This window comes from Vibrio sp. R15-SG3-ISO1B, from assembly GCF_059833835.1.
The window spans coordinates 37268-63066 of record NZ_JCBDGG010000002.1 but is presented as its reverse complement, the minus strand read 5'-3'; the positions used below and the strand labels follow the sequence as shown (position 1 = coordinate 63066).

The window sequence follows — 25799 nt, the reverse complement described above, 5'->3', positions numbered from 1 at the left end:
GCGGTTCTAAGGATGAGGTGGAATCTACAACACACTTGGGGTTACAATATTCGGACTACTGGAAGTTGCGTAGAGCAAGAGCAATGAGCCACATACTCGATAAAATTGAAACCGTTTACCCATTCCCTCCTAAGCCCGTTCCGCTGACGGATGCAGAAAAGCAGGCCCACGTGGCCAATATTAAAGCGCTGCTGAAAGAAAAAGACGCGGTACTGATTGCCCACTACTACACCGATCCTGAAATTCAGGCGTTGGCAGAAGAAACCGGCGGCTTCGTGGGTGATTCGCTTGAGATGGCGAAGTTTGGTAACCGTCACCCAGCCAGCACTTTGATCATTGCGGGTGTTCGCTTTATGGGTGAATCTGCAAAAATCCTCACACCTGAAAAGCGCATCTTGATGCCAACCCTAGAGGCGGAGTGTTCTCTTGATTTAGGCTGCCCAGCGGATAAGTTCAGTGAGTTCTGCGATGCACACCCTGATCATACGGTGGTGGTGTACGCCAACACGTCTGCTGCGGTAAAAGCGCGAGCTGATTGGGTGGTGACGTCGAGTATTGCACTCGAAATCGTCGAACACTTAGACGCGCAAGATAAGCCGATCATCTGGGGCCCAGATCGTCACTTAGGCTCTTACATTGCCAACAAAACAGGCGCAGATATGCTGCTTTGGCAAGGGGAGTGCGTGGTTCATGACGAATTCTCCGCAGATGCACTGCGTAAGATGAAAGCCGTCTACCCTGATGCGGCGATTTTGGTCCACCCGGAATCTCCCGCTAGTGTGGTCGAATTGGCCGATGCGGTTGGCTCGACCAGCCAGCTGATCAAAGCCGCTAAGGCGCTGCCACATAAGCAGATGATCGTCGCGACGGATAAAGGTATCTTCTTCAAAATGCAGCAATTGGTGCCAGAGAAAGAGCTGATTGAAGCCCCAACCGCTGGTGCGGGTGCAACGTGTCGCAGCTGTGCACACTGCCCTTGGATGGCGATGAATGGCCTTAAAGCGATTGAAACCGCCCTGCGTGATGGCGGCAAAGAGCACGAAATCTTTGTGGACGAAGCGCTACGAGTGAAATCCCTCATTCCGCTTAACCGCATGCTTGATTTTGCGGAGCAGCTTAACCTGCAAGTGAAAGGCAACGCCTAATCTTTGATGCGTTAAACGCCTATTGAGAGAACCAGCCATTGTGTTAGCGCATTGGCTGGTTTTTTTCGTTGTAGGGATCCGCTAGTATGAAAGCCATAGACGCCAATATCACAACAGTAGAGACTCAGCATGACATTGTGGCTCACCTTTAGAAAGTGGATGATGACGCACTTGTTCAAACTCAGTGCACGCAATGTGCTGATTTTGTTTTTTCTCTACGTGTTGATTGCATGGGTCTTGCTTGATGCCAGTGGTGAGCAAGCACTCACACAAGATATTTCAACCTATTTTTATTTTTTGATGGTGACCGCCTCGACCGTGGGTTATGGCGATCACTCACCGCAGACTGCCACAGGAAAATGGGTTGTGATGTTGTTTGTTATCCCTGGTGGTTTAACCTTGTTCGCGGCCTTAATTGGACGACTGGCGGGCAGTGCGGTGGACTATTGGCGAGCCGGTGTATTAGGAAAACGGAGAGTGGGTGTGGAGAATCATATACTACTGTTGGGGTGGAACGGGCAGCGCACGATGCATTTGATTCGGATGTTACAGCATGAGGAAGCGGGCAAGCGCCCGATTGTACTGTGTAGCCGCTCAGACATCGAAAACCCACTGCCGGGGGAGATTGGCTTTGTGCGAGTCACCAGTTATACCGACCAGCAAGAGATGGCGAAAGCGTCTATCACTGAGGCGAGCTGTATCGTGGTCGACAATCTAGAAGATGACATCACGCTCTCTGCGGCTCTCTACGCGGCGAACGTGAACCCCAAGGCTCATTTACTCGCGTACTTTAAAGATGAGGCGCTCAGCCAGCTTCTTAGCCAGCATTGCCCGAATGCCGAGTGCATACCCGCAGTAGGCGCAGAAATGCTCGCCAAAGCGGCCGTTGACCCGGGCTCTAGCGCTTTGCATCAAGAGTTGCTTGCTTCGACGCGGGGTATGACGCAGTACTCCACCACGTTACCAACGGGCTTTATTCAGCGCGACATCGCGCCTATTTTTGATTACATGAAGCGAACTCAACAAGCGACATTGATCGCGATTGATGTTGGTGAGGGGATTGAGCTGAACCCGGATTTAGATCGGCAAGTCAAAGCGGGCGATAAGCTGTTCTATATTTCAGATGAACGAATCGAGTCGTTCCGGTGGCAAAAGTTGGATTAAAAAACGCGGCGTGATGCCGCGTTGTTCGTTTCCATTCAGGGATTAATCTTGCTCCGCCAGCATTGAGCCACGCATGGTAAGGCCGCATAGCATGGTTGGCACAGCGTTGAAAATCTCTTCAAACTGCTCTAAACCCTCAATACCTTGATCGGCCAAGGTGGCGATGGAGGTCTCGGGATCGTACAACATGCTGATAGAAAGCAGTACCCCACCCAATAGCGCGTTATCTTCGCTCTCTTCTGGCATGATGGTTTCCCAATCATCGCGCGCGAGTTGCCAGCCTTGCAGTAAGCCTTCGCAGAAATCGCGAGTCGCTTCGTTGACGATCTCTTCTTCATCAATCTGACAGCTCTCTGGCCATTGCCATTCATTGTTTAACAGGGCAGGACGGTAGTCATTCCACATCGCGATCACCGCTTCAATGTAGGACTCAAGCTGCTCACCATCGGAAAACGGAGCGACGTCTTCACCGCCCCATAAGAATGGAAGCCACTCTTCCGGTGCCAGCACGTTGGGTGCCGCGGCCATGGAAGTCACAAAACCGCGAGTTTTGTTTTCGTTAATAAGTCGGCCTTCTAGTTCTGGCAGAGCTAGGATCTCTTGTAGCGTCAAAATGGGTTCCATTGAGTGTTTGAGTTGTGATGGAGCAATGTTAACAGTCTCTTTCTGAGAGAAAAAGGTTGAACCCTAGTGATATCCGCTATAATTTTTTAGAAACAGTAAAAATTCAGACATTTATGAAAATTCGTTCTTCCCTCAAGCGCAAAAGTAGTTATGCGCTGGCGCTCTATTTGGCGCTGGCGGTGACGCTCATTGGTACCGTCAGCTACTTGGTGGTTGAGCCACCGATTCGTGATCAGTTGGAAGCGAATTTGGATCTGCGCACTGAGCTCCTCTCGGCGCAAATCGAAGAACCGATCAATAGCTCGCTGGGCATTTTGCAAAGCATTGTCGCCGTCGGCAGTAACAACGAGCCGCAAGATCATCAAGAACGGATTTTGTACAAACTGTTTGAAACGCTGCAGGGCATCACTGTCAGTGGTGGACTGTGGCCGGCCTCGAACCAAGAGGGCGCTCAAGACACGCGTGAGACACAGCTCCAAAGCCTGTTCTTTACCCGAGCCAGTGATGGCCCGATAGATAGAATACGCTCATGGGATAACCCTGCTTTAGGGGGGTATCAGCAAGAACCATGGTTTATAGCGGCGGTGGAAAAGCCTGCCGGTTACGTCGCATGGTCTGAAGTCTATATTGACCCGTTCACCCACATTCAGATGATCACCGCTTCCTCGCCATACTATGTGGACGGGCGCTTTGCCGGTGTTGCGACCGTCGATATTTCATTATCCAGCTTGGTGAAATTTGTTCGCCAACATGCCGAGCAGTACGATCTCGGCGTCATCTTGCGCGATGCCTACGGGGACTTGGTGACCGAGCACAATTTTCAAGTCGTGAGAGGGATGTACATCAGTCGCTTCCAATTTGGTGAGTTTAATTGGAGCGTGGATGTCATCAACGCCAAGCGCCTCGTGACCGAACAAGTCTATGAAGTCGTCTACAAAGTGGAGGCGGGGATTGTCCCCATCATGCTGATCTGCGTACTGATTGGGTACTTTTTGATTAACCGCTACCTCATTTCTCCCATCGTCTATATCGCCAAAAAAGTGGACGATTCCCGCGAAGGTGGCGTGATAGACATTACCTACAACAGCCAAGATGAAATTCGCCACCTTATCGACACGTTTAACCAAAAGACCGTGTATCTTGATGCGGAAAAACGCAAGGCGCAGGCCTCGACCGAAGCGAAAAGCGCGTTTTTAGCCTCGCTGTCTCACGAAATACGCACACCGATGAATGGCGTCTTAGGTACGGCGCAGATTCTACTCAAAACCGATTTAGATGATGAGCAGCGCAAACACATGAAAACCCTCTATGACTCTGGGGATCACATGATGACGCTGCTCAATGAAATCCTCGATTTCTCCAAAATTGAGCAAGGTCGTCTAGAGCTCTCCAATCATCCTTTCCCGCTTGAATCTATCATCGGCAGCGTAAACAGCGTCTACTACACCCTATGTAATGAAAAAGGACTCAAGTTAACCGTGCACAGTGACGTACCGGATGGGCGTTGGTACTGCGCCGACAAAGCGCGTCTAAGGCAGATCCTATTTAACTTGCTCAATAACGCGGTGAAGTTTACATCTCGCGGCTACGTGGAAGTGCATTTGAGTGAACAAAAGCGTGATGGGAAGAACTACCTCAACGTCGAGGTCAGAGACTCGGGAATCGGCATCGCCAAAGAAGCGCAAGGGAAGATCTTTAATCCTTTTGAGCAAGCAGAGTCTTCAACGACACGACGTTACGGTGGAACAGGGCTTGGCCTCTCTATTGTTAAACAGATTTGTGAACTGATGAACGGCGAAGTAAGCGTAACCAGTGAGGTAGGGATCGGCTCGAGCTTTCACATCAGCATCGAAATGGCCATCAGTGACATTCAACCTGTCGAAATGGCTCAGCGGTGCAAAGTGGACTACAAAGGGCTCAAAGCGCTGATTGTGGAAGATAACCGCACCAACTCCGTGATCATGAGCACGTTTTTGGCCAATAAAGGCTTTACGTGTGATTGTGTCGATAATGGTCAAAAAGCCATTGATGCGATTGGCTCAACGCACTATGACCTAGTGTTAATGGACAACCACATGCCCGTAATGGATGGGATCGAGTCCACCACAGCGATTCGAGCGCTCCCCGATGGCCATGCCAGCACCTTGATTTTTGGCTGTACGGCCGACCTGTTCAAAGAGACACAAGACAAAATGTACGCCGCAGGTGTGGACGCCATTATCTCCAAACCCATCGATGAAACTGAGCTTGACGACACTCTGTTCCAGTTTACTCATCGTCTGTATGGTTCAATGAGCGCAGTCATTTCAAACGAAGAAGAGTTGGAGAAAGCACTGGTGAGTCTGTTCGTAGCGATTGAAAATCAACAGTTTGAAGAAGCACTGACCTGCGTTGAAGCGATTCAAGCAAGTGTCGACTCATCGAAAAGTGCCAACTTACGTCAAGCCATCGACAACCTTCACGGTGACATAGAAGCCAAGCGTACGCCGAGCCAAATCGATTTAGATACTCTCGCCGTTGAAGCGAGTCGGAACCTCTAGAATTGGCTGCCACATTCACCTCAATACTACCTGAATGCTCGTTTTGCTCAGAAAACACACAAAGGTCAAAAAGGCAGTGAAAAATGCTACCTTGCTCACACTATTTGGTGGGTTATTGACCAAGCTCAATTAAATTCGAGATCTAAAACTGCAATTTTACTGCTCTAATAGCGCCATCAACTGGGTGGTGTTTTTATCTTGGTTGTATGTGTTGTTGTTTGTGTGTTGTCTTAGTTTATTGTTTGGTGAGTAAAATGAGGCCTAGAGCGCCGTTTTGTATTCGTCATGCCGCTGCAGATACCTTTGCAATGGTCGTGTTTTGCTTTATTTCCGGAATGATCATTGAGATCTTTATCTCTGGTATGACATTCGAGCAGTCTCTTGCATCAAGAACGCTGTCTATTCCCGTCAACATCGCCATCGCATGGCCTTATGGCGTGTTTCGTGACTTTGTGTTGCGTCAAGGGCGACGACTATCGCCATCAGGTGCAATGAAAAGCGTCTCAGACTTACTGGCTTACGTGCTGTTTCAATCCCCAGTCTATGCCGGCATTCTTCTGGCCGTGGGGGCATCCACCGATCAGATCATGACGGCCGTTGCCTCGAACGCTGTCATCTCATGTGGTATGGGTGTGTTGTACGGCTATTTTCTCGACCTATGCCGCAAGTGGTTCCGCGTTCCGGGTTACTACCAACGCGCGTAATTGCATGAACCTTAACCACTTAACCCAATAAGTAGCCAAACAAACCCAATGACTTGGCTTTTTTTGGGAATGGGTCTTGACCTAAGGTAATAGAATCATTAAATTAGCGCCTCGTTGGTGAGCAACACCAACCACAATTTGATTCGGTGAGTTGTCCGAGTGGCTGAAGGAGCACGCCTGGAAAGTGTGTATACGGCAACGTATCGAGAGTTCGAATCTCTCACTCACCGCCACATTCTAAAAGGTCTGATTTATCAGGCCTTTTTTCATATCTGAAGGTTCTACAAGATAGCAGCAGCCCACACTGGAGCTAACACATGCTATCGAATCATCGCTTACCTTCACGCAAAGCATTGTACCTTTTTAACAGTAGAACTGGTGTCTATACCTTTCGATGGATCATTTGAACTCTTTAGCTTTTTGTCGGCTAAAGCTTTATTCAAAAGGAGTTCACCGTGAACACTGATGTAGCAGATCTGACGAACGTTTTTGGCTAAATCGATGGCGATAACATTGGTAGTAAGCATGGCGGAATCCTCATGTGTTTCAGCACTGAACTAAGTTTACAGTGTGCGGGGGCGGGGGAGTGGATTCCATACATCAAGTTAGAAAAAATAATCCGAGTTAATTATTAATTCAGATCATCTTAATCTATATGATTTATACAAAAAGTCAGTCTAAATGACTGCCCTTGTCGGGTGGATATTTGGATAATAATAGCGTTTTCACTAAACTAGCTTGTTTAATTTAGCCTGACTTTGAAAAGGCATACGTCCACTTTATATACGTTAAAATTTCAGTGCTAGCCTATATCGAGACACAGTTTAATATCACATATCTATATGACCACTTTGTTTAAAGTGCTAATACGCGTCAGTCCCATATCCTTAGCCTTGAATAGGGTTTAAGCGTATTAATTCTCCACCATCAGACGAGCTAATTTAGCAAAAATTGAACTCTTGCTGCTGTCACCGCTCTTCAGCATATCAAGTGTGAACGAGTTGAGGTAGACACCGGTCAGTGGATTGCTGAACACATCCAAAGGTTCGCCCTGAGCATCCCAAATTATTAGCTTCTCTACCAGGTTGGGCCGCGCCATTGAAGGGTTTGCTGGTTGAGAGTCGCTTACCAAGACATAGAGTCCGTAGTCATGTGGCTGCAGGTACATATGGTGATGCTTCATCTTCTGTGACTTGGTCAGCGGATCGTGAATCGAGCGACCAGGCGATATTAGGTAGGGCAGCACGTTCAATTCCGCCTTGGCCGAGCGTGTGATGGTGTAGTCGTTGAACTTAACCCCGTCGTGTTCGGACTGCTTCTTTTCCTGCTCCTGAAAGGAGTACAAGTCCACCACATCAAGGTGGCTTGGGCCGATCAGGCGCGGTACCCGCACACTGTTGTAGGTGGTGAGCAGCACATCCGTAGCGTGGTCATAAAGGTAGAAACTATTGTTATATAGTTTGTTCAATCTCGCCAGTGCCGGATGCTCGACAGCCAGCCACTCCAGATCACCCTCGGTGACCCCAGTATTTGCCACGCTCAGCTGGTTTCCGTCTGACATCAACTCGACGTGCCCAAGCAACGTGGTGCCGTTATCCGTCGAGCGCACTGCAAACGCTGTATAGCGCCCTGCCGCGATGTTCGGCAGCTGGATATAGCACTGTGTGAGCAGGCTCTCTTTGAACCACAGTTCAGTCTTGGTACGACAGATCTTGCTATTTACCAAGTTAACCGCAGACTTCAAGCGGCTTCTGGGCTTTGCCAGGTCGGCACTGTATTGCTCAGGGTTGGCTTTGGACAGCTCATCGATATAGTCGATAGCTTGAAGCAGCTTGCTATCGATGTTCATGCCTTGCAGGACCACGTGTAGTGGTTCTTGTTGCAGCCACCCATGCAGACGATCTAGTTTGAGCTGGGTGTAAGTGTCCCAACGTAAACCAGATTGCTTCCGGTCGGTGTCATACGCTGCAAAGAAGTTGCCATGTTCAGCTGTACCATCACAGAGTTGGCGAATACTGTTACTGGTATCAGCTTCCACCGGGTTAAGCACCATTACCGAGGTATTTGACGGCAATTCGGAGAATCGGGTTTTCTTCGCCTGATCCAACGAGTCTACGGACCACAGCTGATACCCAGGCAGCTGCGTGGCCAGAGCGTTGAAGAAGTAGGCCTCTTGCGTGGCGCTGAAATCTACACCGTTGTTCACTACCAGTAGAGTATTAGCCAGTTCCTGATCTAGGTCGGTAACAAATTGATTGACCTCATGGGTAGCCTGAAATGGGATCGGCGCATGGGGGATCTCTAGTTCGATGAGACGTTCGACCACAGCATTCATCACTACGTTGTAGGTGTAGGCCTGACAATCACCATAGCCGCTGCGCTCGCGGAAAAACTCCAGTTTAGTGTCACGGGCATCGAGCTTGCGTCGGGCTTTTACCCGACCACTATCGGTGTTGAACCATACCTTGTCATCATTCAGAGCTAAGTGCAGCTCTTCAGCGGGTTCGACCAAGAACTTACGCTTGTACAAGGTGAACACGAGCTCACGTTCTTCTGAGGCAAAAACATCAAGTTCGAGAGCCTCCATCACCCCAGTACCACTTTTCTTGGTGACCGGCTGGCTCAGGCGGGCGTTAAGGTACATCACTGCGTTGAAGTACACGGGACACAATGGGAAACGGTCAGCTGCTTGTTCCAGAAGTATCATCTTCAAGTGCAGACCGAACAATCCCTGGATCAAGCGTGCCAGGCTCTGCTCGTTAGCAGTCAGTTGCTGACATACTTGTTCAATACGCGTCGATAGCGACTGGTGAGCCGGCGTGTGTCGTGCCGAGGAAGGTGCCAGGTAAAAATAGACGTGCTGGCCGCTCGGCAGGCGGTGCAACTCATACTTCACGTCGTCTTTGGCATCTAGCCCCAGCGTTTGCCGCAGGTGCACCTTGACCTCACGATGAACGCGTACGTGATAGTCTCGGCTCTTCTCTTTTCGCTCCTTGGTGAAACGCTGCAATCCAAAATCAATCATGTACAGATCAGAGATAGGTGCTAGCAAGCGGCGAATGGTGGCCAACGGCGCTTCTTCAAGCTGGATCAGGTTAGTGCGAGCAACTGGGGTATCGTTCAGTGTTTGTAGGTTGGGGAACATTATTATCCTCAAGGCGTCCTGCAGGCCGCCGGTTATTTGTAGGTTACCGTCCGAGCAGGGTGTCCAGCATCGGGTTGATGTGCAGAGTAGTGTCTAGCTTGGACTTATCCTGACGTCGTTGACGCTCTCGATCCAGCGGCTGATAATATTTGTGATCGGCCTGAAGTAGATTGAGGTAGTGGATGGTATGATCTACATTATCTTGCCACATCAGGTTGTTCGGGTTTTGGCTGTAGGCCGCGTTCAGGTAGACAAATTTGATGCGCTGGTAGCGACCGGCCAACGCTGCTCGCACTTGTTCTTGACCACCTAGGTCTGCAGCTTGGCTGGCGATGTCACGGATCTGACGGATCTTGTTATCGCTTTTCTCTAGGGTGTCTTCCGCCCGCGTCAAATCGTCCAGCTTGGTTGCCCAACGCTTGACGTCAACACAGACCAGATCATCACCTACTTCGATAAAGCGGTCGAAGAATTCGTACACCAGCGGCTCTAGTCTCTCAAAGACTTGCATGTCGTCGAGCGGCAGCACCCCGTAATGAGCCAACACCCTGTCAAACAGGTATTCGCCAACATTGCCTTTGAGTAGCGGCACCAGCTTAGGGTGTGGCACCACTTTGGCAAATGCCGTTTTCTGGATGTCAGCACATTCTCGCATCAGCTCTCCCACCAGGTTTCCTGAGGTGAAGTCGACGTCCTTGCTGTACTGCGGGAAGATGGTCAGCTCAGGGCGGTACTCACGAGCTCCGCCGGCAAAGTCGGACAAGGCCGAGTAGTCAGGATGGGCCAGCCCATCAGGGCCGCGCTTGTGACACAACAAGATGGGCTGATTGCCCTGGTGGCGTGAGATGAACAGCTTGTCATGGATCGACTGCATTTGACGATTGACGGCATACTGGGGATGGGCTTGCAACTTCTCCAGCCAGCGCTCAGGGTTGGCGAAAGAGTCACGATCACGGAACAGGTTGCACAGATCTAGGTATTCAAAGCCACCACAACGCACACGATTCATCCAATCGCTCTTTAGGACACGTTTGTGGACAAAGTCGATTCGGCGGCCATCGTTCAATACTGACTGTTCAAACGTACGGCGCAACTCCGCGCTGTCGAAAGAATGATTTCGGCTAAGCTCTTCACAGAACTTCTTGAGACGGTAGTTGAGCAGGGACATGCTCTCCAGCACCACTTCGTTGCCGGCGTCCTCGCGTAATCCTGCAAACTGGAACGCCACGTTGTGGATTACGTCGCTGGGAAGGAAGATCTTAGTGTTCAGCAAGGTATCACGGCGCTCGACCCGCCCCACCGCCTGGACAATCACCTTGAACAAGCTCATGCCATGCTCGGCCATCAGCAGGCGATAGTTGTCTCCTTGCGCAAAGTTGACACTAAAGTCGGCCATCTTATGATCGGCGATGTCATCGGCCAGGTGCTTTAGCACGCTGACGTAGTTGGGCAGAGTGTTGAGGTTGGCACCGTTGCCCATCACCTCGCTGTAGAACGATGAGTTGATCAGCACTAGGTGCTGGAAGTCGACGTCCAGGCGCGGCACATTTGCATCTTCGATGTCGCCATCATGGTACTTGACGAAGTAGTTGAGGCCGGTACCCGCGCTGTTGTAGGTGCTCATGAACACCAGCACGCTATTGTCGTCCCTGACATAGGTTTCCTGCTTGATATCCTCTACAGTGGCCAGCGGTGAGTCAAAGAACACCAAATGGATCGTGTGACGTCCCTGGAACGGGGTAAATGTCAGGATCTGGTCATGTTGCTTCTCATGTTTTTCGTCGCACTTGGAACTCATACCGTACTGCTTGCGCCATGCGGTCTGATGCTGGCGGTAGGCGCGAGCGAAAGCGTTTTTGAAACCGCCGGAGAGCGACAGGATTAGGCTGTTTTTGCCTTCGTAGGCGGCGAGAAGTAGCGCTTCAAGTTCACGGCAGTGCTGGCGCTGCTTGTAGGGGTTGCTCAGAGCGTACTCCAGTGGTTCACGCAGAGCGCTGAAGATGTCGTTGTACACCGCTTGGAAGGTCTCGCAGCGCTGGTAAGTATCGGTCAGTACCGGTAGCTCGGCATCAAAGACCTTGAAGTGAACATCGCGAATACGGGCTCGCAGTTCGCGAAGCTCCTTGAGCATGCTGATGTCTGACGGCTCGCGCTCGACCACACGATAGCCCAGGTCGTGGGCGTAACGCTGCAGAAAATGACGGCTGAAATTACCGTTTTTGGTGTGGCTAAATCCACTGGTTGCACTCAGGCCGATCACCTTATTCTCAGTGCCAGTCAGTAGGCGCAGCAGCATCGCTTCAGGCAACTCTTTCACTAGATCCATCTCGAAGGCCAGGATCACGGTGCGTTCTGCCCCCTTGTTCACGTAGTTTAGCTCGGTCACCGGAGTCATGGTGAACACAGTCTTCGGCTGCAGATAGGTGTAAAAGTGGTCAATCAGCAAGTTTTCATCGGTGGTGCGGTCGAAGATGTGGCGCACTTCACCGGCAACGTTGTTGGCGGCATCGACAAACTGGCCCAGAGGGGTGTTCTGGCTACTAGCGTTATCCTGGCCACCGTTCTTCACCCAGCGCTTGAAGTGGCGGTTAGTGATCTGGGCGCAGGCGGCTAAGATGGCTGAAATCAGCTGGAACAGGTCGTGCAGTGTGGGGTTTGCGTCGGTGGTGTCGCCCTCGATCTCGTAATACAGCTCCGTGCGGGTGATGTCGTCTTCGCTGTTGCGCATTCGGATGCGCTTTAGCCCCTCTTCGTTGACGTACATCTTGGCATTGAAGCTGAAGACATTGCGGGTGATGGAGATGATGCGCTCTGCAGCGTCACCATTGACTTCAAACGCACCCAGCTGGTCACGGAACATTTCTAGTACTGAGCCCAGAGTCGTTCCTGGTGACAGCTCGCACTTGTCGGTAAGTAGCTCGCGTAGGGCCGTGATGAACTTGACCTTCTCCTGCTCGAAGGTAGTTTGCTCTTCGTGAGGTTTTTCCCGGCGCTCCAAACTAAGAACCGCGTTGTAGATACGCCCGGTGACCGAGAGCACATGCGCCAGGTTGTTTTCCTGTTTGACTAGTTTGACATGGCAGCTGTCTTCGAGACGGGTATAGGCTTCGTGCAGTTCGTCTACCACCACGGTGAAGCGAATGTTGTTGCTGCGGAAAGGGCAATCTGGGTTGCTCTTGAAGTGTTCGTTGCGCAGATAGTTGACCTGCACCGCATGACTTTCAGCAGCGACGGTGCTGATCTGTGGCTTTTCCGGCTTCACCTTGCCACCAATTAGAAGGTCGAAGCCCACCGATTCAAAGCGCATTCCTTCACCTCGCTGACGTGGCGCTAGACGGTAGGTCGATGTGTCGAACTTGTTGGTGGTCATGAGCAGTACAGAAGGGCGGAACTTACAGACCTCAAATGGTAATACTTGTTTGATCAGCTCGAAGTAGACTTCGTGCACGCTCATCTTCGGTGCATTCTTGCCCTCTGCCTCAGCTTGTTCGGTTTTGTGCAGGCGTTCGCGGCGAGCCTGAATGCCGCGGCCAACGTAGTCACGGATTGGATTTTCCGAGCCGCTGGCATCAAACAACGCCTTGCAGGCGGACTCGATAGTGGAACGAAGGCTGTTACGGTAGTTCTTGAGCTGATCTTCCGCCATCTCTTTATCTTGGATCGCGTCTAACGTGCCAAAGGCAGAAAGTCGCTCGATCTGCTCTTCACAACGGTCGATTTGGATCATTAGGTAGTTGAGAGTGCGCATCGCAGACTTGATATAAGAGCTGTCCTTCGCTCCTTCGTACCACTGGTTATAGCGTTTGCGGTTTTTTTTGCCAGAGGCCCAGTCCACGAAGTCGAGGTCAGCGATGTCCTTGCGTGCCAGCACACAGATGAACTCCCCCCCGGCGGCCAGAATTTTGTTTTTTTGACTAAGTTCGAGGTCGATTTGCGACTTCTGTGGCGACATGAACAGCAGATTGGTGAAGCCACCTTCTGGGAACAGGTAGTCAGAAGCCTGGGTTTCGGCGAAGCGTTCGATGTATTCAACGTAACCCTGGATCACGCCGTAGCTCTTACCGAATCCGGTGCCGTCGGAGCTGAAGATCACTTCTGCGCCGTCACGCTCGTGCACATGGTACAGCTTTGAGGCTCGGGCGCGACATTTATTGATGTCGTCGACGAGCTTGGCGGTCGGGGTCTGTTTGGTGATCAGGTCGCTAAGGCCAAGGCTGGCTGGTGCAGCTTTGGCTCGCTCACACTGGCGATAGCGATTGATAACCAGCTGGTTGTGCTCGATGAGAACTTTTTCTACCTGTACCGGCACCAAGAACAAGGCCGCAGAGATCTCTCCGAGCGTATCGGACAGCGGCTGATGCGGGTCGCTCACAGAAAAGTAGTGTAGTACTGCATTCACAGTCTGAGGGTTCAGCGCCCTCTTCAGCGTAGGCAGTGTGACACTGTAGTCATACAGCGCCAGGTCATCCGCGAGCAGGCAGCGAAAGCGTTGCTTGTTGGCGTCACCCGTTGGGCGGCTGGCCTTGGCTAGGATCTTGGCAGCCTCGAGGCGAAATAATAGCGCTGCTGCATCGCGGTGTGACGAATTGAAGTCGATATTCAACTGTTGGCTTAACGCCATGCCTGCATCCAGTCGGGTGTGCTTGACCAACTCCGGAAAGCGTTGGCGAATAATGGTCAGGAGTTTTAAATCTTCTTCAATTGTCCACTTCATGGGTAAATTCACTTAAATTTAGTGCGGTGTTGAATATGGTATTCGAATCATTTGACGCTGTAAATGGTTGGTAATGGATATCGTTTGAATTATAATGTCATTATCTCAAGAACTTATGGAGAACTAGATGTCCACTAGCATGGAAAGAAATCTGCGCTGTATTGATTTCTACTTGGCGTTCTACGGACAGGTTAGCAGGAATGACCTGATGGAATTTGCACAAATCAGTGTGGCTACCGCATCGCGCACTTTTGGTGAGTATGTCCGCCGTTGGCCTCACAATCTGACTTACAAGCGCTCGGAAAAGCTCTATGTCGCCGAATCTGGCTATATTCCGGTGTTCTCGCATGATCCCCTGGCGGGCCTGGACTTAATCTCAACCGGTCTGATAACACGATACATATCGTCGCCGCTTGTTTCTACCAACTTACCCGCAGGAATTGCACCAGTGTTGGATCCGGAACGAGTACGTAGGCTCACATCGGCTGCATGCCGTAGGTCTGCGGTTACTGTTCAGTACTTATCGCTGAGCTCAGGTACGAGTGAGCGCCTTTTAGCGCCAACCCACTTTTTCAACAGTTTGGGTAATTGGTACTGCCGAGCCTTTGACTTTTCAGCAGGTGATTCAGGTGAGTTCCGTATGTTTAGGCTCAGTAGGTTCAAACAGGTATTTAATACTGTTCCTATCCCGTCGCCACTTCCTGTGGACAATGAATGGCTTAGCGAAGTGGTTCTAACTTTGGTTCCTCACCCAAATCATCATCAGCCAGAGGCCATCCGGCTGGATCTCGGCTTGGAAAACAAACCAGTTTTGAATCTACGTATCAGCGCAGCTATGGCCGGGTATTGTCTGCAAGAATGGCGTGTCGATTGTTCGGCCGAAGCTGTACTACCTGCTGCGCAGTTTCCACTGCACCTAGCTAATCGCTATGAGCTGTCCAGTCTAACATCCATGTGCTTAGCACCAGGCTTTGCAACTTCAGATAAAAACACGCATATCAGCCTGAAACCCGTTTAACAAATAAGAGAATTTCGATTTTTATAAACGTTAATAAACATTATCTAGGTCTAAGTAAGGGTAATAATGAGCCGAAAATATGTATCCTGATTTGGTTCTCACACATATTGTGACAGGCCAAGTGATGGCGTTTATGTGAATGATGGGATGAGCATGAGCGACATTATTGAGAGTGAAGTGGAGATGGTACGCCGGATTAAAAGTTTGCTGGATTAATGTGACATAAATCACTAAATCTAACCCATTTCTAAGACTTTATCGCCATATGCAATTGAGCTGTATATCATGATTTCAGAATGATGATCGGCGCCTATTATGTTCCAGACCACCTCTTTTTATGATGCGCACGCAGATGTGCTAGCGAAGCAATACAACTCAGTGTCGTTTGAGTCTGTCCACCAGTCTTGGCGGGCTTATTGGCCGAGTGCGGGCGCGTCTGTGCTTGATGTGGGGGCCGGTTCTGGGCGAGATGCAAAGTGGTGTAGTGCACAAGGGTGTGAGGTGATCGCTGTAGAGCCGAGTGACTTGCTGCGAGATATTGGCAAACACAGCACGGGCCCGAATGTCACTTGGCTGAAAGATTCACTCCCAGGGCTAGAGAACACGCTCACCCTAGGCATGCGTTTTGACCTGATCTTAGTTAGTGCAGTATGGATGCATATACCGAGTAGTAAACGGGAGCGCGCGTTTAGGAAACTCTCATATCTTCTTGCTCCCAATGGCAAGCTTGTGATCAGTTTACGTCATGGTGAGTTCGAAGATGGGCGCCACAGCTTTCCTGTTTCGGTGGACGAAATTAAGCGCTACGCAAACGAACGTGCGCTACAAATTGAGTTGGTCACTGATAGCGATGATTCTCTTCAACGCAGCGGTGTGCATTGGCAAACCGTTGTGCTGTCTCTACCTGATGATCGTTCTGGAAGTCTCAACACCGTTCGCCGTATTGTGATCAATGACAGTAAGTCGGCCACCTACAAATTGGCTTTATTGCGCACACTTTTACGCATTGCTGATGCTCATCCCGGCGCAGTGATGGAGAGAGCCGATGGCAAGATAACGCTACCAGCCGGCTTAGTCGCGCTTTATTGGGTCAGGCAATTTAAGCGACTCATTGATGTCGATATCCAAGGCATGGGGATTCAACAAAACTCCAATAGTAGTAAAGGTCTGGGTTTTGTAAAAGAAGATGGGTGGCACCAACTTAACCATCTAGCGGCGGATGATTTTGCCATTGGTGCGCTCTTTATGGGGGATGACGCCAAAGCCATCCAAAAGCTCTTCTCTCACACACTGGCGACCATCAAATCAGGTCCCGTAACCTTTATTTATCAAGGTAGTAAAGACAATCGCTTGTTTGAGTTATGTTCACCTTCCTCTCGTCGCAAGCGTCAAGACTCAGTGGTATTGGATGGCGCGTTTTTCGCAAGTTACGGTGAGTTTGTGCTTGATGAGAGTTTGTGGGAGTGCTTTCGCTTGTATCACTCATGGATTGAGCCTTTAGTCGTCAACCAATGGGTTAAAGAGATGCAGCGATTCGAGTTAAATCGCCAGCGTGATATAGCGCTACATACCTACCATAATTGTTTGGTCTGGATTGATGCTGCGCATGACACGCGTGATGTACGACAAAGAGTTGAGGAGCTCAAAGGTCAAGGGACGGAGATTGTCAGTGTGTGGAGCGGTAAGCCGCTCGCAGATGCGTATCACGTTGATCATTGCTTGCCTTTTGCGTACTGGCCAAATAATGATAAGTGGAACTTATTGCCGACGACATCAGCGGAAAACCTGAAAAAAAGTGACCGACTGCCAACAGTTAAACGCCTGCATGACTCGAGAGTGCGAATCCTGGATTGGTGGAACGTTGCGTGGGGAAATGATGCACATCGTCAGCGCCGTTTTTTCACTGAAGCCGCATTATCGCTACCCAATTTACCCGCCGCGTGTACCGACTTTGAGGCGGTATTTGAAGCGATGGGGCTTCAAGTGCGAGGGGTAAAAAGCCGTTTACTTGTCTCTGAGTGGTAACCACCATGACTTACACCGGAATTGATGGCTGCAAAGCAGGCTGGTTGGCTTGGGTAGTGACAGAAAATGCACGGCCTAAAATCGTGATTGAAGAAAGTTTGGACGCGCTGGCGGTGCAGATTGGGGAAACTGGAGTGTGGCTGGTGGATATGCCAATCGGTTTTAGCACCCCAGATCAGCCAGATAGGTTATGCGATAAGGCCGCGAGGGCGTTGCTCAAAGGGCGCCGTGCGTCGGTGTTTTCCGTACCTTGTCGTGAGGCGGTCTATAGTGAGAGTTACGAGCGCGCCTGCGAGCAAAATGTGGCGCGGTTGGGCAAAAAGTTCTCGAAACAAACCTGGGGCATTGTTCCTAAAATGCGTGAATTGGATGCTTTTGTTCGATCTCGGCGCAGTGCGTCACTGTCTGTACGTGAAGCGCATCCCGAGCTGGCCTTTGCGGGGCTATCTGGTCAACCGATGGCGTGGAATAAAAAGTGTGTTGAGGGGCATCAAGAGCGGTTAGCGCTGCTAAATCACATTGCCCCTGATTGGATAGCGGTGCTCAACTCAGCGCTGGCGAGCGTGCCGCGTAAAGTGGCGGAGAAAGATGACATTCTCGATGCGTTTGTTCTGATGTGTATTGCGAAGCGACCAGAAGAGTGGGTGAGCGTACCAAACCCTGCCAGCGATTTAGAATCTGGCTTACCGCGTGAGATTGTCTATCTACCGAGCGCCGATGTGAGCTGAGTACCCGTTTCACATCGGCGTCATCTGTTTCACGCCGGTTTATTGCGCTTTTTGTGTGTTGGATGGCTTGTTTGGACGGTTACCTGAACGGTTTGGCTTTCTTGCACCGTTGCCGCTTTTTCCCGCAGGTTTACCACCACGGTTTTCACCGTTCGCCGATTTTGGGCCGAAGTGACGCTTGTTTTTGCTGGCCGGTTTGTGGCCACGTGCGTTGTCTGCTGAGCGTTGTCCGTCGGTGTGTTCCGTTTTCGGTTTCTTCGGCTTTTTCGGTTTCTTTGGCTTAATCGGGCGTGTGTCGAGTTTGGATTCTGGCAGCACGTTCACTGGCGCATAGCCTTCTAAGGCAAGGCGTGGCAACAGCTGTTGAATTAATCGCTCGATGGCAAATAGCTCGCTCGCTTCTGCCGCTTCCACCAAAGAGATGGCACGGCCCACTTCGCCAGCTCGACCTGTACGGCCAATACGGTGAACATAATCTTCGGCCACATTCGGCAGTTCAAAGTTCACCACTTGAGGCAGCTGTGGGATGTCGATGCCGCGCGCCGCAATGTCGGTGGCCACTAGGACGCGAACGTCGCCAGATTTAAAATCCGCTAGTGCTTTGGTGCGCGCACTTTGACTTTTATTGCCGTGAATCGGCGCTGCGGTGATCCCTTGATCATTGAGGTAATACGCTAAGCGGTTAGCACCGTGTTTGGTGCGGCAGAACACCAGAACTTGCTTCCAGTCGCCATCTTGAATCAGTTTAACCAACATCGGCGCTTTCTTGCGCTTGTCGGCCGGGTAGATGCACTGCTCGATGGTGGTTGCGGTTGAGTTAGCAGGCGCGACAGACACTTCAACAGGGTTGTTCACCAAGCCTTTTGCTAAGTCACGAATCTCCGCTGAGAACGTCGCTGAGAAGAGCAGGTTCTGGCGTTTTTCAGGTAGCAGAGCCAAAATCTTGCGGATATCGCGAATAAAGCCCATATCCAGCATGCGGTCTGCTTCATCAAGAACCAGCACTTCCAGTTGATCAAATTTCACCGCGTTCTGTTGGTAAAGATCGAGCAAGCGACCCGGCGTGGCGACCAATACGTCCAACCCTTTGCGCAGCTTCATCATCTGCGGGTTGATTTTGACGCCGCCAAATACCACACCCGAGGTTAGGCGTTGGTAACGGCTGTACTTGAAGACGTTTTCTTGCACTTGCGCCGCCAACTCACGAGTCGGTGTAAGGACGAGCGCACGAATGTGATTGCCTTTGACGCGCGTGCCGTTATCGAGGCGCTCTAGAATTGGCAGTGTAAAGCCTGCGGTTTTACCTGTGCCTGTCTGCGCTGCGGCCATGACATCTTGACCAGCAAGCACCGCTGGAATGGCTTGTTGCTGGATTGGTGATGGCTCACGGTAGCCTTGTTCATCAATGGCTTTAAGCAGCGGAGCAGAAAGACCTAAATCGGTAAAACCCATACGTTGTTCTCTGTTGTGATGTAACCACGCCCCAGCGTGTATGCGGGGGGCGAAAAAGTGGGCCATTCTGCGCCCTTTGTCGCTGAACATCAATAAAATTATTGAGACAAAGGATATAAAGGCCGGGCATCAAGAAGGGGAGTGTAAGACGGCGGATTCGGCCGTGGCTGATTTGAGCTTGACTTATTTTAGCGTGATCGCGTCTTTGTTTTGTTGCGTGAGCAAGTGCATGACAAGCGCTAACAGCAAGCCGGTACCCGCGCCAAAGAGATGCGCATCAATGGCGACAGGAGCTTCAATCAGAGCGCTGGTGGATTCTGGCGCGCCCATGCTTTGCTCCCAAGCAATTTTTGCCAGCAAGCCAAGCACAAGCAGCCCGCTACTTTTTCGCCTTGGTAAATGGCTCTTGCTTGGCAAGTATTCACGTAAGGCGAAGTAGCCAAACAGTCCATGTAAAACGCCAGAGAGGCCAACATAGCCTTGCATCGTCGTCGTTAAGTTAAGTAAACCGACGCCAAGGCTACAGAGAAAAAGGGCTAAAATAAGGTCAAAGGGGCGAGGGCGGAATAGATAGCAAATCACCCACAGACCTGCGAGGTTCATCACAAGGTGGGCAAGGTTGGTATGGGTAAAGTTTCCTGTTACGATCCGCCACCACTGACCTTGTAGGATATCGACCTGGTGCCAAGCGCTCCAAGTCGCGGCGGGTTCAGTTTGTAACACGGCACACACAAGGCTAATGAGCCCCAATAGGATAATTAAGCGGAAATGACGTTTCGGTACTGTACTCAATGTGGGAAATCACTCAAAGCGTGTCTATGCCAATGGATAGTGCCGCTATCCTCTCATGTGGAACTCATCATACTCCAACATAAAGCGGAAACCCACCGACCAATGGGCACCGCGCGCATCTTGACGCTCTCGCTCTCCAATAGTCGCTGTTACGTCGGGGAAGATTTCAGTGAGCATGAGGCGTTCAACACCCTGCTTAGTGAATCCAACGTCGAGCATTGGGTACTGTTTCCCGGTGAAGGTGCGCAGAGCTATGAGCAAGTGAGAACGCGCCTCCAGCAAGCTGAGCCCAAGGTACGTCTGCGCGTGATCCTATTGGATGGCACATGGAAGAAAGCCTATAAAATGTGGCAACTCTCGACCAATTTACACGCTTTTCCTAAAGTCGCGCTCCCCACAGATCTGGTGGGCAACTACCGCATTCGTAAATCGCCCAGCGCCAACAGTTTATCGACGGTGGAGGCAGGCTATCACATCTTGCGTCTACTTGAGCCTCAGCAGGATTTCACCCCACTTATTAATGCGTTTGAGAAGATGATCGATTTTCAGATTGCGCAAATGCCGCCAGGTGTGTTTGAGAAAAACTACCAAGGCTAGGTGTTGCCACGCAGCAAAGGTTGGCAAAGTCTTCTGTCTAGGTATATGCTTAACGCAATCGTTTTCACCGTAAGGCCATCATTGGCGCTGCGGTGCTTCGTATAATCCCACTGATATGGTGTGGGAGTCTCTACCTGGAGCCGTAAATTCCAGATTACGAAGAGATAAGTGCAAGTCGCTTTTCTCTTTGTATGTCTGAAATTCGTCAAGGGAAAAGCGTTTGTTGTGAAAGTGTCATTAAGAGGCGACAAACGTGAATCATACTGCTTTTATTCAAAACCTACCCAAAGTTGAACTCCACCTGCACATTGAAGGCACCTTAGAGCCCGAGATGATGTTTGAGCTGGCCAAGCGCAATCAGATAGATCTGCCCTTTGCGACGCCTGAGGCGGTCAAGCAAGCCTACCAGTTTACCAATCTTCAATCGTTTTTAGACATCTACTACCAAGGCGCCAATGTGCTGATTGAAGAGCAAGATTTCTACGATTTGACGTGGGCTTACTTGCTGCGCTGTGAGCAAGATAATGTGCTGCACACTGAGATCTTTTTTGACCCGCAAACGCACACCGCGAGGGGTATTGCCTTCTCTACCGTGATCAACGGCATCACGCGCGCTTTGGATGACGGCCAGCACAAGCTCGGCATTACTAGCCAAGTGATTATGTGCTTTCTTCGTCATTTGGATGAAGAGAGCGCGATGGACACGCTTGAAGAAGCGATGCCGTTTAAAGAGAAGATCGTTGGCGTAGGGCTAGACTCCTCAGAACTTGGCCATCCGCCAGAAAAGTTTGAACGCGTGTTTGCCAAGGCGCGTGAGGCGGGCTTTTTGACCGTGGCACACGCGGGCGAAGAGGGGCCTGTGGCTAACATCACCAACAGTTTAGATAAGCTGCATGTGGCGCGAATCGATCATGGAGTGCGTTGCAGTGACGATCCAAGCTTAGTCGCCTCCCTTGCACAATCGCGCGTGCCGTTGACGGTCTGCCCGCTATCAAACATCAAGTTAAAGGTATTTGATGAGATGGCGCAGCACAACATTGTGGACCTATTGCGCCAAGGGCTTTGTGTAACGATCAACTCTGACGATCCCAGTTACTTTGGCGGTTACATGAGCGATAACTTTCTTGCGGTTGCCGCCAGCCACGCACTGAGCCGCGATGAACTGGCCATGTTCACTCGCAATGCGATTGAAGCCAGTTTCATTTCACAGCAAGAAAAAGCGCGCCTGAATGCCCAGCTTAGTGACTATATGGAAGCTGGGCAGTCCGAGCGTAGCTAATCGCGTTAATGTGACGAAAACAGCTGTTGGTGCAGGCGCTGAGCGTGGCCATCGGTCATTGAGGAGATGTAGTCGGCTATCACGCGATAGCCGTCTTTGCTCTGTGTCCACTGTTGGCGCACTTCGATAGGCAGCAATCGCTCTGGATCGGCGCTCAGCGCTTCAAAGATATCCATAATGATCTGCTGGCCTTTATATTCGACCACCTGAACGTGGGGCACTTGAATCACATAGTCGCTGACAAAGCGCTTGAGAATATCCAGTGCAAGCGCCATTTGTGGCTCCAAAAAGGCATTGAAAGCCAACAAGTCACAATCGAATGGCGCATCCACCGGCTTGATAGAGACGCTGGTCAGCAGGGCGTTGACCATACCGCCAATGGCATCTTTGCGCTGAAAGTGCGTGCCGGCAAACAGCATTTCAGTGATGGAGTCGATGTGCTGCTCAAACCAGCTCTCACCGCACTCCGACAACTGGCTCGCCGCGCCCTCTATCCATTGATGACGGGTGACCAGACCAAGCACTATGGCATCTTCCAGATCGTGTACGCCGTAGGCAATATCATCGGCCAATTCCATAATGGAGCAATCGAGCGACTTAAAGCGCGTTTTGTGGTGCCCTTGGCCGCTTGACGCTTCACGCAGTTCGCTAAAGCGCGTTTTGTCCGCTTGAGAGAGCGGCTGCAGCATCCAATCAAAGGTGACTTGGTCACAATCGTAATACCCTTTGGCAGGAGACCACTCTTTGGCTTTTAATCGCCGTTGATGAGAGACCGGCGGTGGCGTGTCGGCGGAGCAAGTTTGGCTGAGCGGCGCTGGGTATTTCATCAACCCAAGCAGAGTGCGCCTAGCAAGGTTCATACCAAAATGCTCGGTGTAGGGCTCAAGCTGGGTAACAATACGAAAAGTTTGCGCGTTGCCTTCAAAACCGCCGTGGTCGCGCATCATGTAGTTCAGGGCGACTTCGCCGCCGTGCCCATAAGGCGGGTGGCCAATATCGTGCGCCAAACATAACGAATCAATTAAGCTATCGCTAGGCAGTAGGTCACGAAACTCGGGCTGCTTCTTTTTGATTTGCGCGACAATACCGGTGCCGAGCTGAGCGGCTTCAAGCGAATGGGTGAGACGGGTGCGGTGAAAATCATCAAAGCTGGTGCCATGCACTTGGGTTTTGGCCTGTAAACGCCGAAACGCCGCAGAGTGGAGGATTCTTGCTCGATCGCGCTGGTATGGGCTGCGATGATCGTCACGGCGAATTTTATGTTCATCGTCATGGCGCATCAGCCACGCCGGGTCCAAGTTGAAATCCATCAGCACATCACCTTTCGAACGTTACGTGTTTAAACCTCGAGTATGCCTAGCTTACGATGGATTGCCAATCTGCTTTATCAAATCCTCAATAGACAGGGGTTTTGCATAGAAATACCCCTGACCTAAATTGCAGTCGTACTCGATCAACTGCTGGCTTTGCTCTTGCGTTTCTATCCCTTCGGCGACCACTTTCATCTTATGCGCTTTGCCGATGGCGATGATCGCTTTGACCAGCGCATCACTCTGTTTGTTGACCAGCATTTTATCGACGAAGCTGCGGTCAATCTTGATCTCGTTAATCGGTAGATTACAGAGGTAGCTCAGAGACGAGAATCCAGTCCCAAAGTCATCCAACGAGACTGCAAAACCGCTCTCTCTGACTTGATTAAGGATTGGGGTGACCATTTCTAAGTCATCAATCAGGACGTTCTCGGTAATTTCAACCGTGATGCGGCTGCGGTCGATCCGCTGTTCATCAATAATACGAGTAAGCTGATCGAGGAAGTTTTTCGCCATCAATTGGCTCGGCGAAATGTTAATGGAAAGACCCAGAGCATCCTGCCCATTGGGGAAGTGCGCAATGATGTGCTGACACGCATGGCGAATGACAAACTCGCCAATTTGATGGATAAGACCGATCTCTTCTGCTTTACGTATCAGCTCAATCGGTGACACATGCCCAAGCTCAGGGTTATGCCAACGCAGCAGCGCCTCTACCGATTCAAACTGGCCAGATTGCAGGTTGATCTGCGGTTGGAACACCATATAGAGCTCATTATTCCTGATGGCATTTCTCAGCTCTTTTTCTAGAGTCAGCTCGTACTGGACACGCTTGTTAATTGACTCATCAAAGAACAATACGCGCCCTTTACGGCGGGCTTTTGAGGTATAGAGCGCTGTGTCGGCGCGAGTGATAAGCTCTTCCGGATTTAAGCCATCTTGCGGATAGATAGCGACACCGATACTACAACTGGTGGAGATCACTTTGCCATCCACCACCATTTCTTGTTTAAAAATATCGCGGATTTGATGGGCGATCTCTTCAGCATCGAGCACTGAGCCCAGTTGTGGGAAGCAGAAAACAAATTCATCGCCGCCAAAGCGCGCCACCAGTGAGTGATCATTGAGCATATCGGTAAACTGATGGCCGACATAGGTCAGCAGTTTATCGCCCACAGAGTGGCCAAAGGCGTCGTTGACCTTTTTAAAGTCATCAATGTCGACAAACATGATCGCCGTGAGCGGTGTCTCTTGATTGGCATTGCGAATCGCCTCTTGAATAAACTCAATCAAGAAGGTGCGGTTGGGCAACTCGGTTAAACTGTCGTGCAGGGCTTGATGTTGCAGCTCACTTTTGGCCTCTTGCAACTGGGTAAAGTCACGCGAAATCTGCTTTTGCATGATGCGATAACGTAGCCCAACACGTTTACCGACCACCCAAGAGAGCAAACCTAAAATGCCACAGACCAGAATGCTCGCCAGCAAGACCTGATTGAGCTCTCGCTGATTGCTCTGTGTGATCTGTTGCTCGCGATCCATGAGAAAATCTTCGACGGGCTTGAGGTAAACGCCTGTCCCGACAATCCAATCCCAGTCGGGCAGGTAGGTGACATAGCTGAGCTTGTAGGAATCTTCACTGCCGAGCGGTGTTTGGCTTGAGTGGTAACGGACAAAACCACTGCCTTGGTGGGCGGTATCGACAATGGCTTGAATGTACTGAAAGCCGGTTTTATCGGTAGCGTCTAAGCGTTCAACACCGAGCAGCGCTTTGTTGGGGTGAGAGAGCATCGCCCCTTTGCTGTCCATGATGAAAATGTAGTCGTTGTTGCCGTAGCGATAATCTGAGATGCGTTCAATCAAACGTTGTTTGATGTCTTGCTCGACATCCACCACGTACTCACCGGTACCAATAAACCAATCGTAGGGCTCAAACAGCGCTACATAGCCAATTTTGTCGAACTTTTGATCCAAAGCATTGGGTTTGTTCCAGTGCCAACGGTGGTAGACACGCTGTTGATTGCTGACCATTCGGGAGAGGTCTCGAGTGAGGTACGAACCATTGACATCTTGAAGATCCCACATGTCCGTTCCTTCTAACTGGGGAAGAATCGGATGCATGACATTGGTACCATCGAGCTGATAGACAAAGAAATACCCGCGTCCTTGATTGAATCGAATGGGTCTGAGCGCTTCGGTGATCGCCTTTTTGATGGTCTCTTCGGGTTGGCCTTCATACTGGCGATATAAGTTTTGTGCAATGGCGAGGGCTTCTTCAACGCGCTGTTTAATGTCTTGGCGAAGCAGATCTTCGGTGCGTTTTTTCTCAAACTCAATCTGATCGACAATATTGGTCACGCGATTTTGGATGCTTTTGCGCTGTGTGGTGTAGAAGTTGTCGCGCAGGGAGTTGACGTCTTTTTCGAGCGCAAAGCGATTTTCGTTGACGATTAAGGCCACAATGACAATCGCAAATGTGACCATTAAGGTAAGCGGCACATACTGAATGAACATCAGCAGTTTTTTATCATTAGAGATACCGTCCTGCACTACACACCTCGTCTT

The 25799-nt window shown here is 50.6% G+C and carries 16 protein-coding genes, 1 tRNA gene, 1 pseudogene and 1 riboswitch; of the genes and pseudogenes, 10 read left to right on the top strand and 8 right to left on the bottom strand.

Features of this window, described 5'->3' with window-relative positions; genetic code table 11:
* Nucleotides 1–83: 83 nt before the first annotated feature.
* Nucleotides 84–1145: a quinolinate synthase NadA gene (nadA, locus tag AC6R0S_RS00500; protein ID WP_334550951.1), complete on the top strand. Its 1062-nt coding sequence runs from the start codon at nt 84–86 to the stop codon at nt 1143–1145.
* A gap of 129 nt (nt 1146–1274) precedes the next feature.
* Nucleotides 1275–2309 carry an ion channel gene (locus AC6R0S_RS00495; RefSeq protein ID WP_500636993.1) on the top strand — a complete coding sequence of 345 codons (1035 nt, stop codon included), beginning with the start codon at nt 1275–1277 and terminating at the stop codon, nt 2307–2309.
* Between the two features lie 42 nt (nt 2310–2351).
* On the opposite strand, the gene AC6R0S_RS00490 is transcribed toward AC6R0S_RS00495, so the two are convergent.
* A complete protein-coding gene (locus tag AC6R0S_RS00490) occupies nt 2352–2921 on the bottom strand; it encodes a UPF0149 family protein (protein WP_500631941.1) in 570 nt (189 codons plus the stop codon).
* 125 nt (nt 2922–3046) lie between these two features.
* Between AC6R0S_RS00490 and AC6R0S_RS00485 the strand changes: the two genes are divergently transcribed.
* From AC6R0S_RS00485 to AC6R0S_RS00475, 3 genes are all read left to right on the top strand, one after another.
* Nucleotides 3047–5473 (top strand): hybrid sensor histidine kinase/response regulator, encoded by a 2427-nt coding sequence (locus tag AC6R0S_RS00485; protein ID WP_500636992.1) that lies wholly within the window; start codon nt 3047–3049, stop codon nt 5471–5473.
* A 254-nt stretch (nt 5474–5727) separates the two neighbouring features.
* Nucleotides 5728–6177, top strand: coding sequence for an L-alanine exporter AlaE (locus tag AC6R0S_RS00480; protein WP_487902653.1), 450 nt, complete (start codon nt 5728–5730; stop codon nt 6175–6177).
* Between the two features lie 145 nt (nt 6178–6322).
* Nucleotides 6323–6410: transfer RNA gene (locus AC6R0S_RS00475), tRNA-Ser, on the top strand.
* A 177-nt stretch (nt 6411–6587) separates the two neighbouring features.
* Here AC6R0S_RS00475 and AC6R0S_RS00470 read toward each other — a convergent pair.
* The 3 genes and pseudogenes from AC6R0S_RS00470 to AC6R0S_RS00460 all read right to left on the bottom strand — a co-directional run.
* A pseudogene (locus AC6R0S_RS00470) lies at nt 6588–6704 on the bottom strand (IS110 family RNA-guided transposase); the annotation flags it as partial.
* Nucleotides 6705–7090: 386 nt separating this feature from the next.
* A complete protein-coding gene (locus AC6R0S_RS00465; protein WP_500636991.1) occupies nt 7091–9322 on the bottom strand; it encodes a hypothetical protein in 2232 nt (743 codons plus the stop codon).
* A 43-nt stretch (nt 9323–9365) separates the two neighbouring features.
* Nucleotides 9366–14036, bottom strand: a complete 4671-nt coding sequence (locus AC6R0S_RS00460; RefSeq protein ID WP_500636990.1) for a hypothetical protein — start codon at nt 14034–14036, stop codon at nt 9366–9368.
* 127 nt (nt 14037–14163) lie between these two features.
* On the opposite strand from AC6R0S_RS00460, the gene AC6R0S_RS00455 reads away from it, so the two are divergent.
* The 3 genes from AC6R0S_RS00455 (at nt 14164) to AC6R0S_RS00445 (ending at nt 17807) form a co-directional block, all read left to right on the top strand.
* Complete coding sequence (locus AC6R0S_RS00455) at nt 14164–15054, top strand: WYL domain-containing protein (RefSeq protein ID WP_500636989.1); 891 nt, start codon at nt 14164–14166, stop codon at nt 15052–15054.
* Nucleotides 15055–15369: 315 nt separating this feature from the next.
* Nucleotides 15370–17079, top strand: a complete 1710-nt coding sequence (locus AC6R0S_RS00450; RefSeq protein ID WP_500636988.1) for a class I SAM-dependent methyltransferase — start codon at nt 15370–15372, stop codon at nt 17077–17079.
* Between the two features lie 5 nt (nt 17080–17084).
* Complete coding sequence (locus tag AC6R0S_RS00445) at nt 17085–17807, top strand: DUF429 domain-containing protein (RefSeq protein ID WP_500636987.1); 723 nt, start codon at nt 17085–17087, stop codon at nt 17805–17807.
* A 39-nt stretch (nt 17808–17846) separates the two neighbouring features.
* Here AC6R0S_RS00445 and AC6R0S_RS00440 read toward each other — a convergent pair whose 3' ends face one another.
* Both AC6R0S_RS00440 and rrtA read right to left on the bottom strand, forming a co-directional pair.
* Complete coding sequence (locus AC6R0S_RS00440; protein WP_500631945.1) at nt 17847–19259, bottom strand: DEAD/DEAH box helicase; 1413 nt, start codon at nt 19257–19259, stop codon at nt 17847–17849.
* 183 nt (nt 19260–19442) lie between these two features.
* Nucleotides 19443–20051, bottom strand: coding sequence for a rhombosortase (gene rrtA, locus AC6R0S_RS00435; protein WP_487903431.1), 609 nt, complete (start codon nt 20049–20051; stop codon nt 19443–19445).
* Between rrtA and AC6R0S_RS00430 the strand changes: the two genes are divergently transcribed.
* On the top strand, nt 20028–20648 hold the full coding sequence (locus AC6R0S_RS00430; RefSeq protein WP_500636986.1) for a tRNA-uridine aminocarboxypropyltransferase: 621 nt from the start codon (nt 20028–20030) through the stop codon (nt 20646–20648). The genes rrtA and AC6R0S_RS00430 overlap by 24 nt on opposite strands.
* A 77-nt stretch (nt 20649–20725) precedes the next feature.
* Nucleotides 20726–20825: riboswitch (purine riboswitch) on the top strand.
* 76 nt (nt 20826–20901) lie between these two features.
* Nucleotides 20902–21927, top strand: coding sequence for an adenosine deaminase (locus AC6R0S_RS00425; protein ID WP_500636985.1), 1026 nt, complete (start codon nt 20902–20904; stop codon nt 21925–21927).
* Nucleotides 21928–21932: 5 nt separating this feature from the next.
* On the opposite strand, the gene AC6R0S_RS00420 is transcribed toward AC6R0S_RS00425, so the two are convergent.
* Complete coding sequence (locus AC6R0S_RS00420) at nt 21933–23237, bottom strand: anti-phage deoxyguanosine triphosphatase (RefSeq protein WP_500636984.1); 1305 nt, start codon at nt 23235–23237, stop codon at nt 21933–21935.
* Nucleotides 23238–23288: 51 nt separating this feature from the next.
* Nucleotides 23289–25784 (bottom strand): bifunctional diguanylate cyclase/phosphodiesterase, encoded by a 2496-nt coding sequence (locus tag AC6R0S_RS00415; RefSeq protein ID WP_500636983.1) that lies wholly within the window; start codon nt 25782–25784, stop codon nt 23289–23291.
* Between the last annotated feature and the right edge of the window lie 15 nt (nt 25785–25799).

Coding starts and splice junctions, on each gene's coding strand:
- AC6R0S_RS00430 (WP_500636986.1), top strand. CDS start 20,028: ATGACGTTTCGGTACTGTACTCAATGTGGGAAATCACTCAAAGCGTGT.
- AC6R0S_RS00480 (WP_487902653.1), top strand. CDS start 5,728: ATGAGGCCTAGAGCGCCGTTTTGTATTCGTCATGCCGCTGCAGATACC.
- AC6R0S_RS00455 (WP_500636989.1), top strand. CDS start 14,164: ATGTCCACTAGCATGGAAAGAAATCTGCGCTGTATTGATTTCTACTTG.
- AC6R0S_RS00485 (WP_500636992.1), top strand. CDS start 3,047: ATGAAAATTCGTTCTTCCCTCAAGCGCAAAAGTAGTTATGCGCTGGCG.
- AC6R0S_RS00460 (WP_500636990.1), bottom strand. CDS start 14,036: ATGAAGTGGACAATTGAAGAAGATTTAAAACTCCTGACCATTATTCGC.
- AC6R0S_RS00420 (WP_500636984.1), bottom strand. CDS start 23,237: ATGGATTTCAACTTGGACCCGGCGTGGCTGATGCGCCATGACGATGAA.
- AC6R0S_RS00445 (WP_500636987.1), top strand. CDS start 17,085: ATGACTTACACCGGAATTGATGGCTGCAAAGCAGGCTGGTTGGCTTGG.
- nadA (WP_334550951.1), top strand. CDS start 84: ATGAGCCACATACTCGATAAAATTGAAACCGTTTACCCATTCCCTCCT.
- AC6R0S_RS00440 (WP_500631945.1), bottom strand. CDS start 19,259: ATGGGTTTTACCGATTTAGGTCTTTCTGCTCCGCTGCTTAAAGCCATT.
- AC6R0S_RS00450 (WP_500636988.1), top strand. CDS start 15,370: ATGTTCCAGACCACCTCTTTTTATGATGCGCACGCAGATGTGCTAGCG.
- AC6R0S_RS00465 (WP_500636991.1), bottom strand. CDS start 9,322: ATGTTCCCCAACCTACAAACACTGAACGATACCCCAGTTGCTCGCACT.
- AC6R0S_RS00495 (WP_500636993.1), top strand. CDS start 1,275: ATGACATTGTGGCTCACCTTTAGAAAGTGGATGATGACGCACTTGTTC.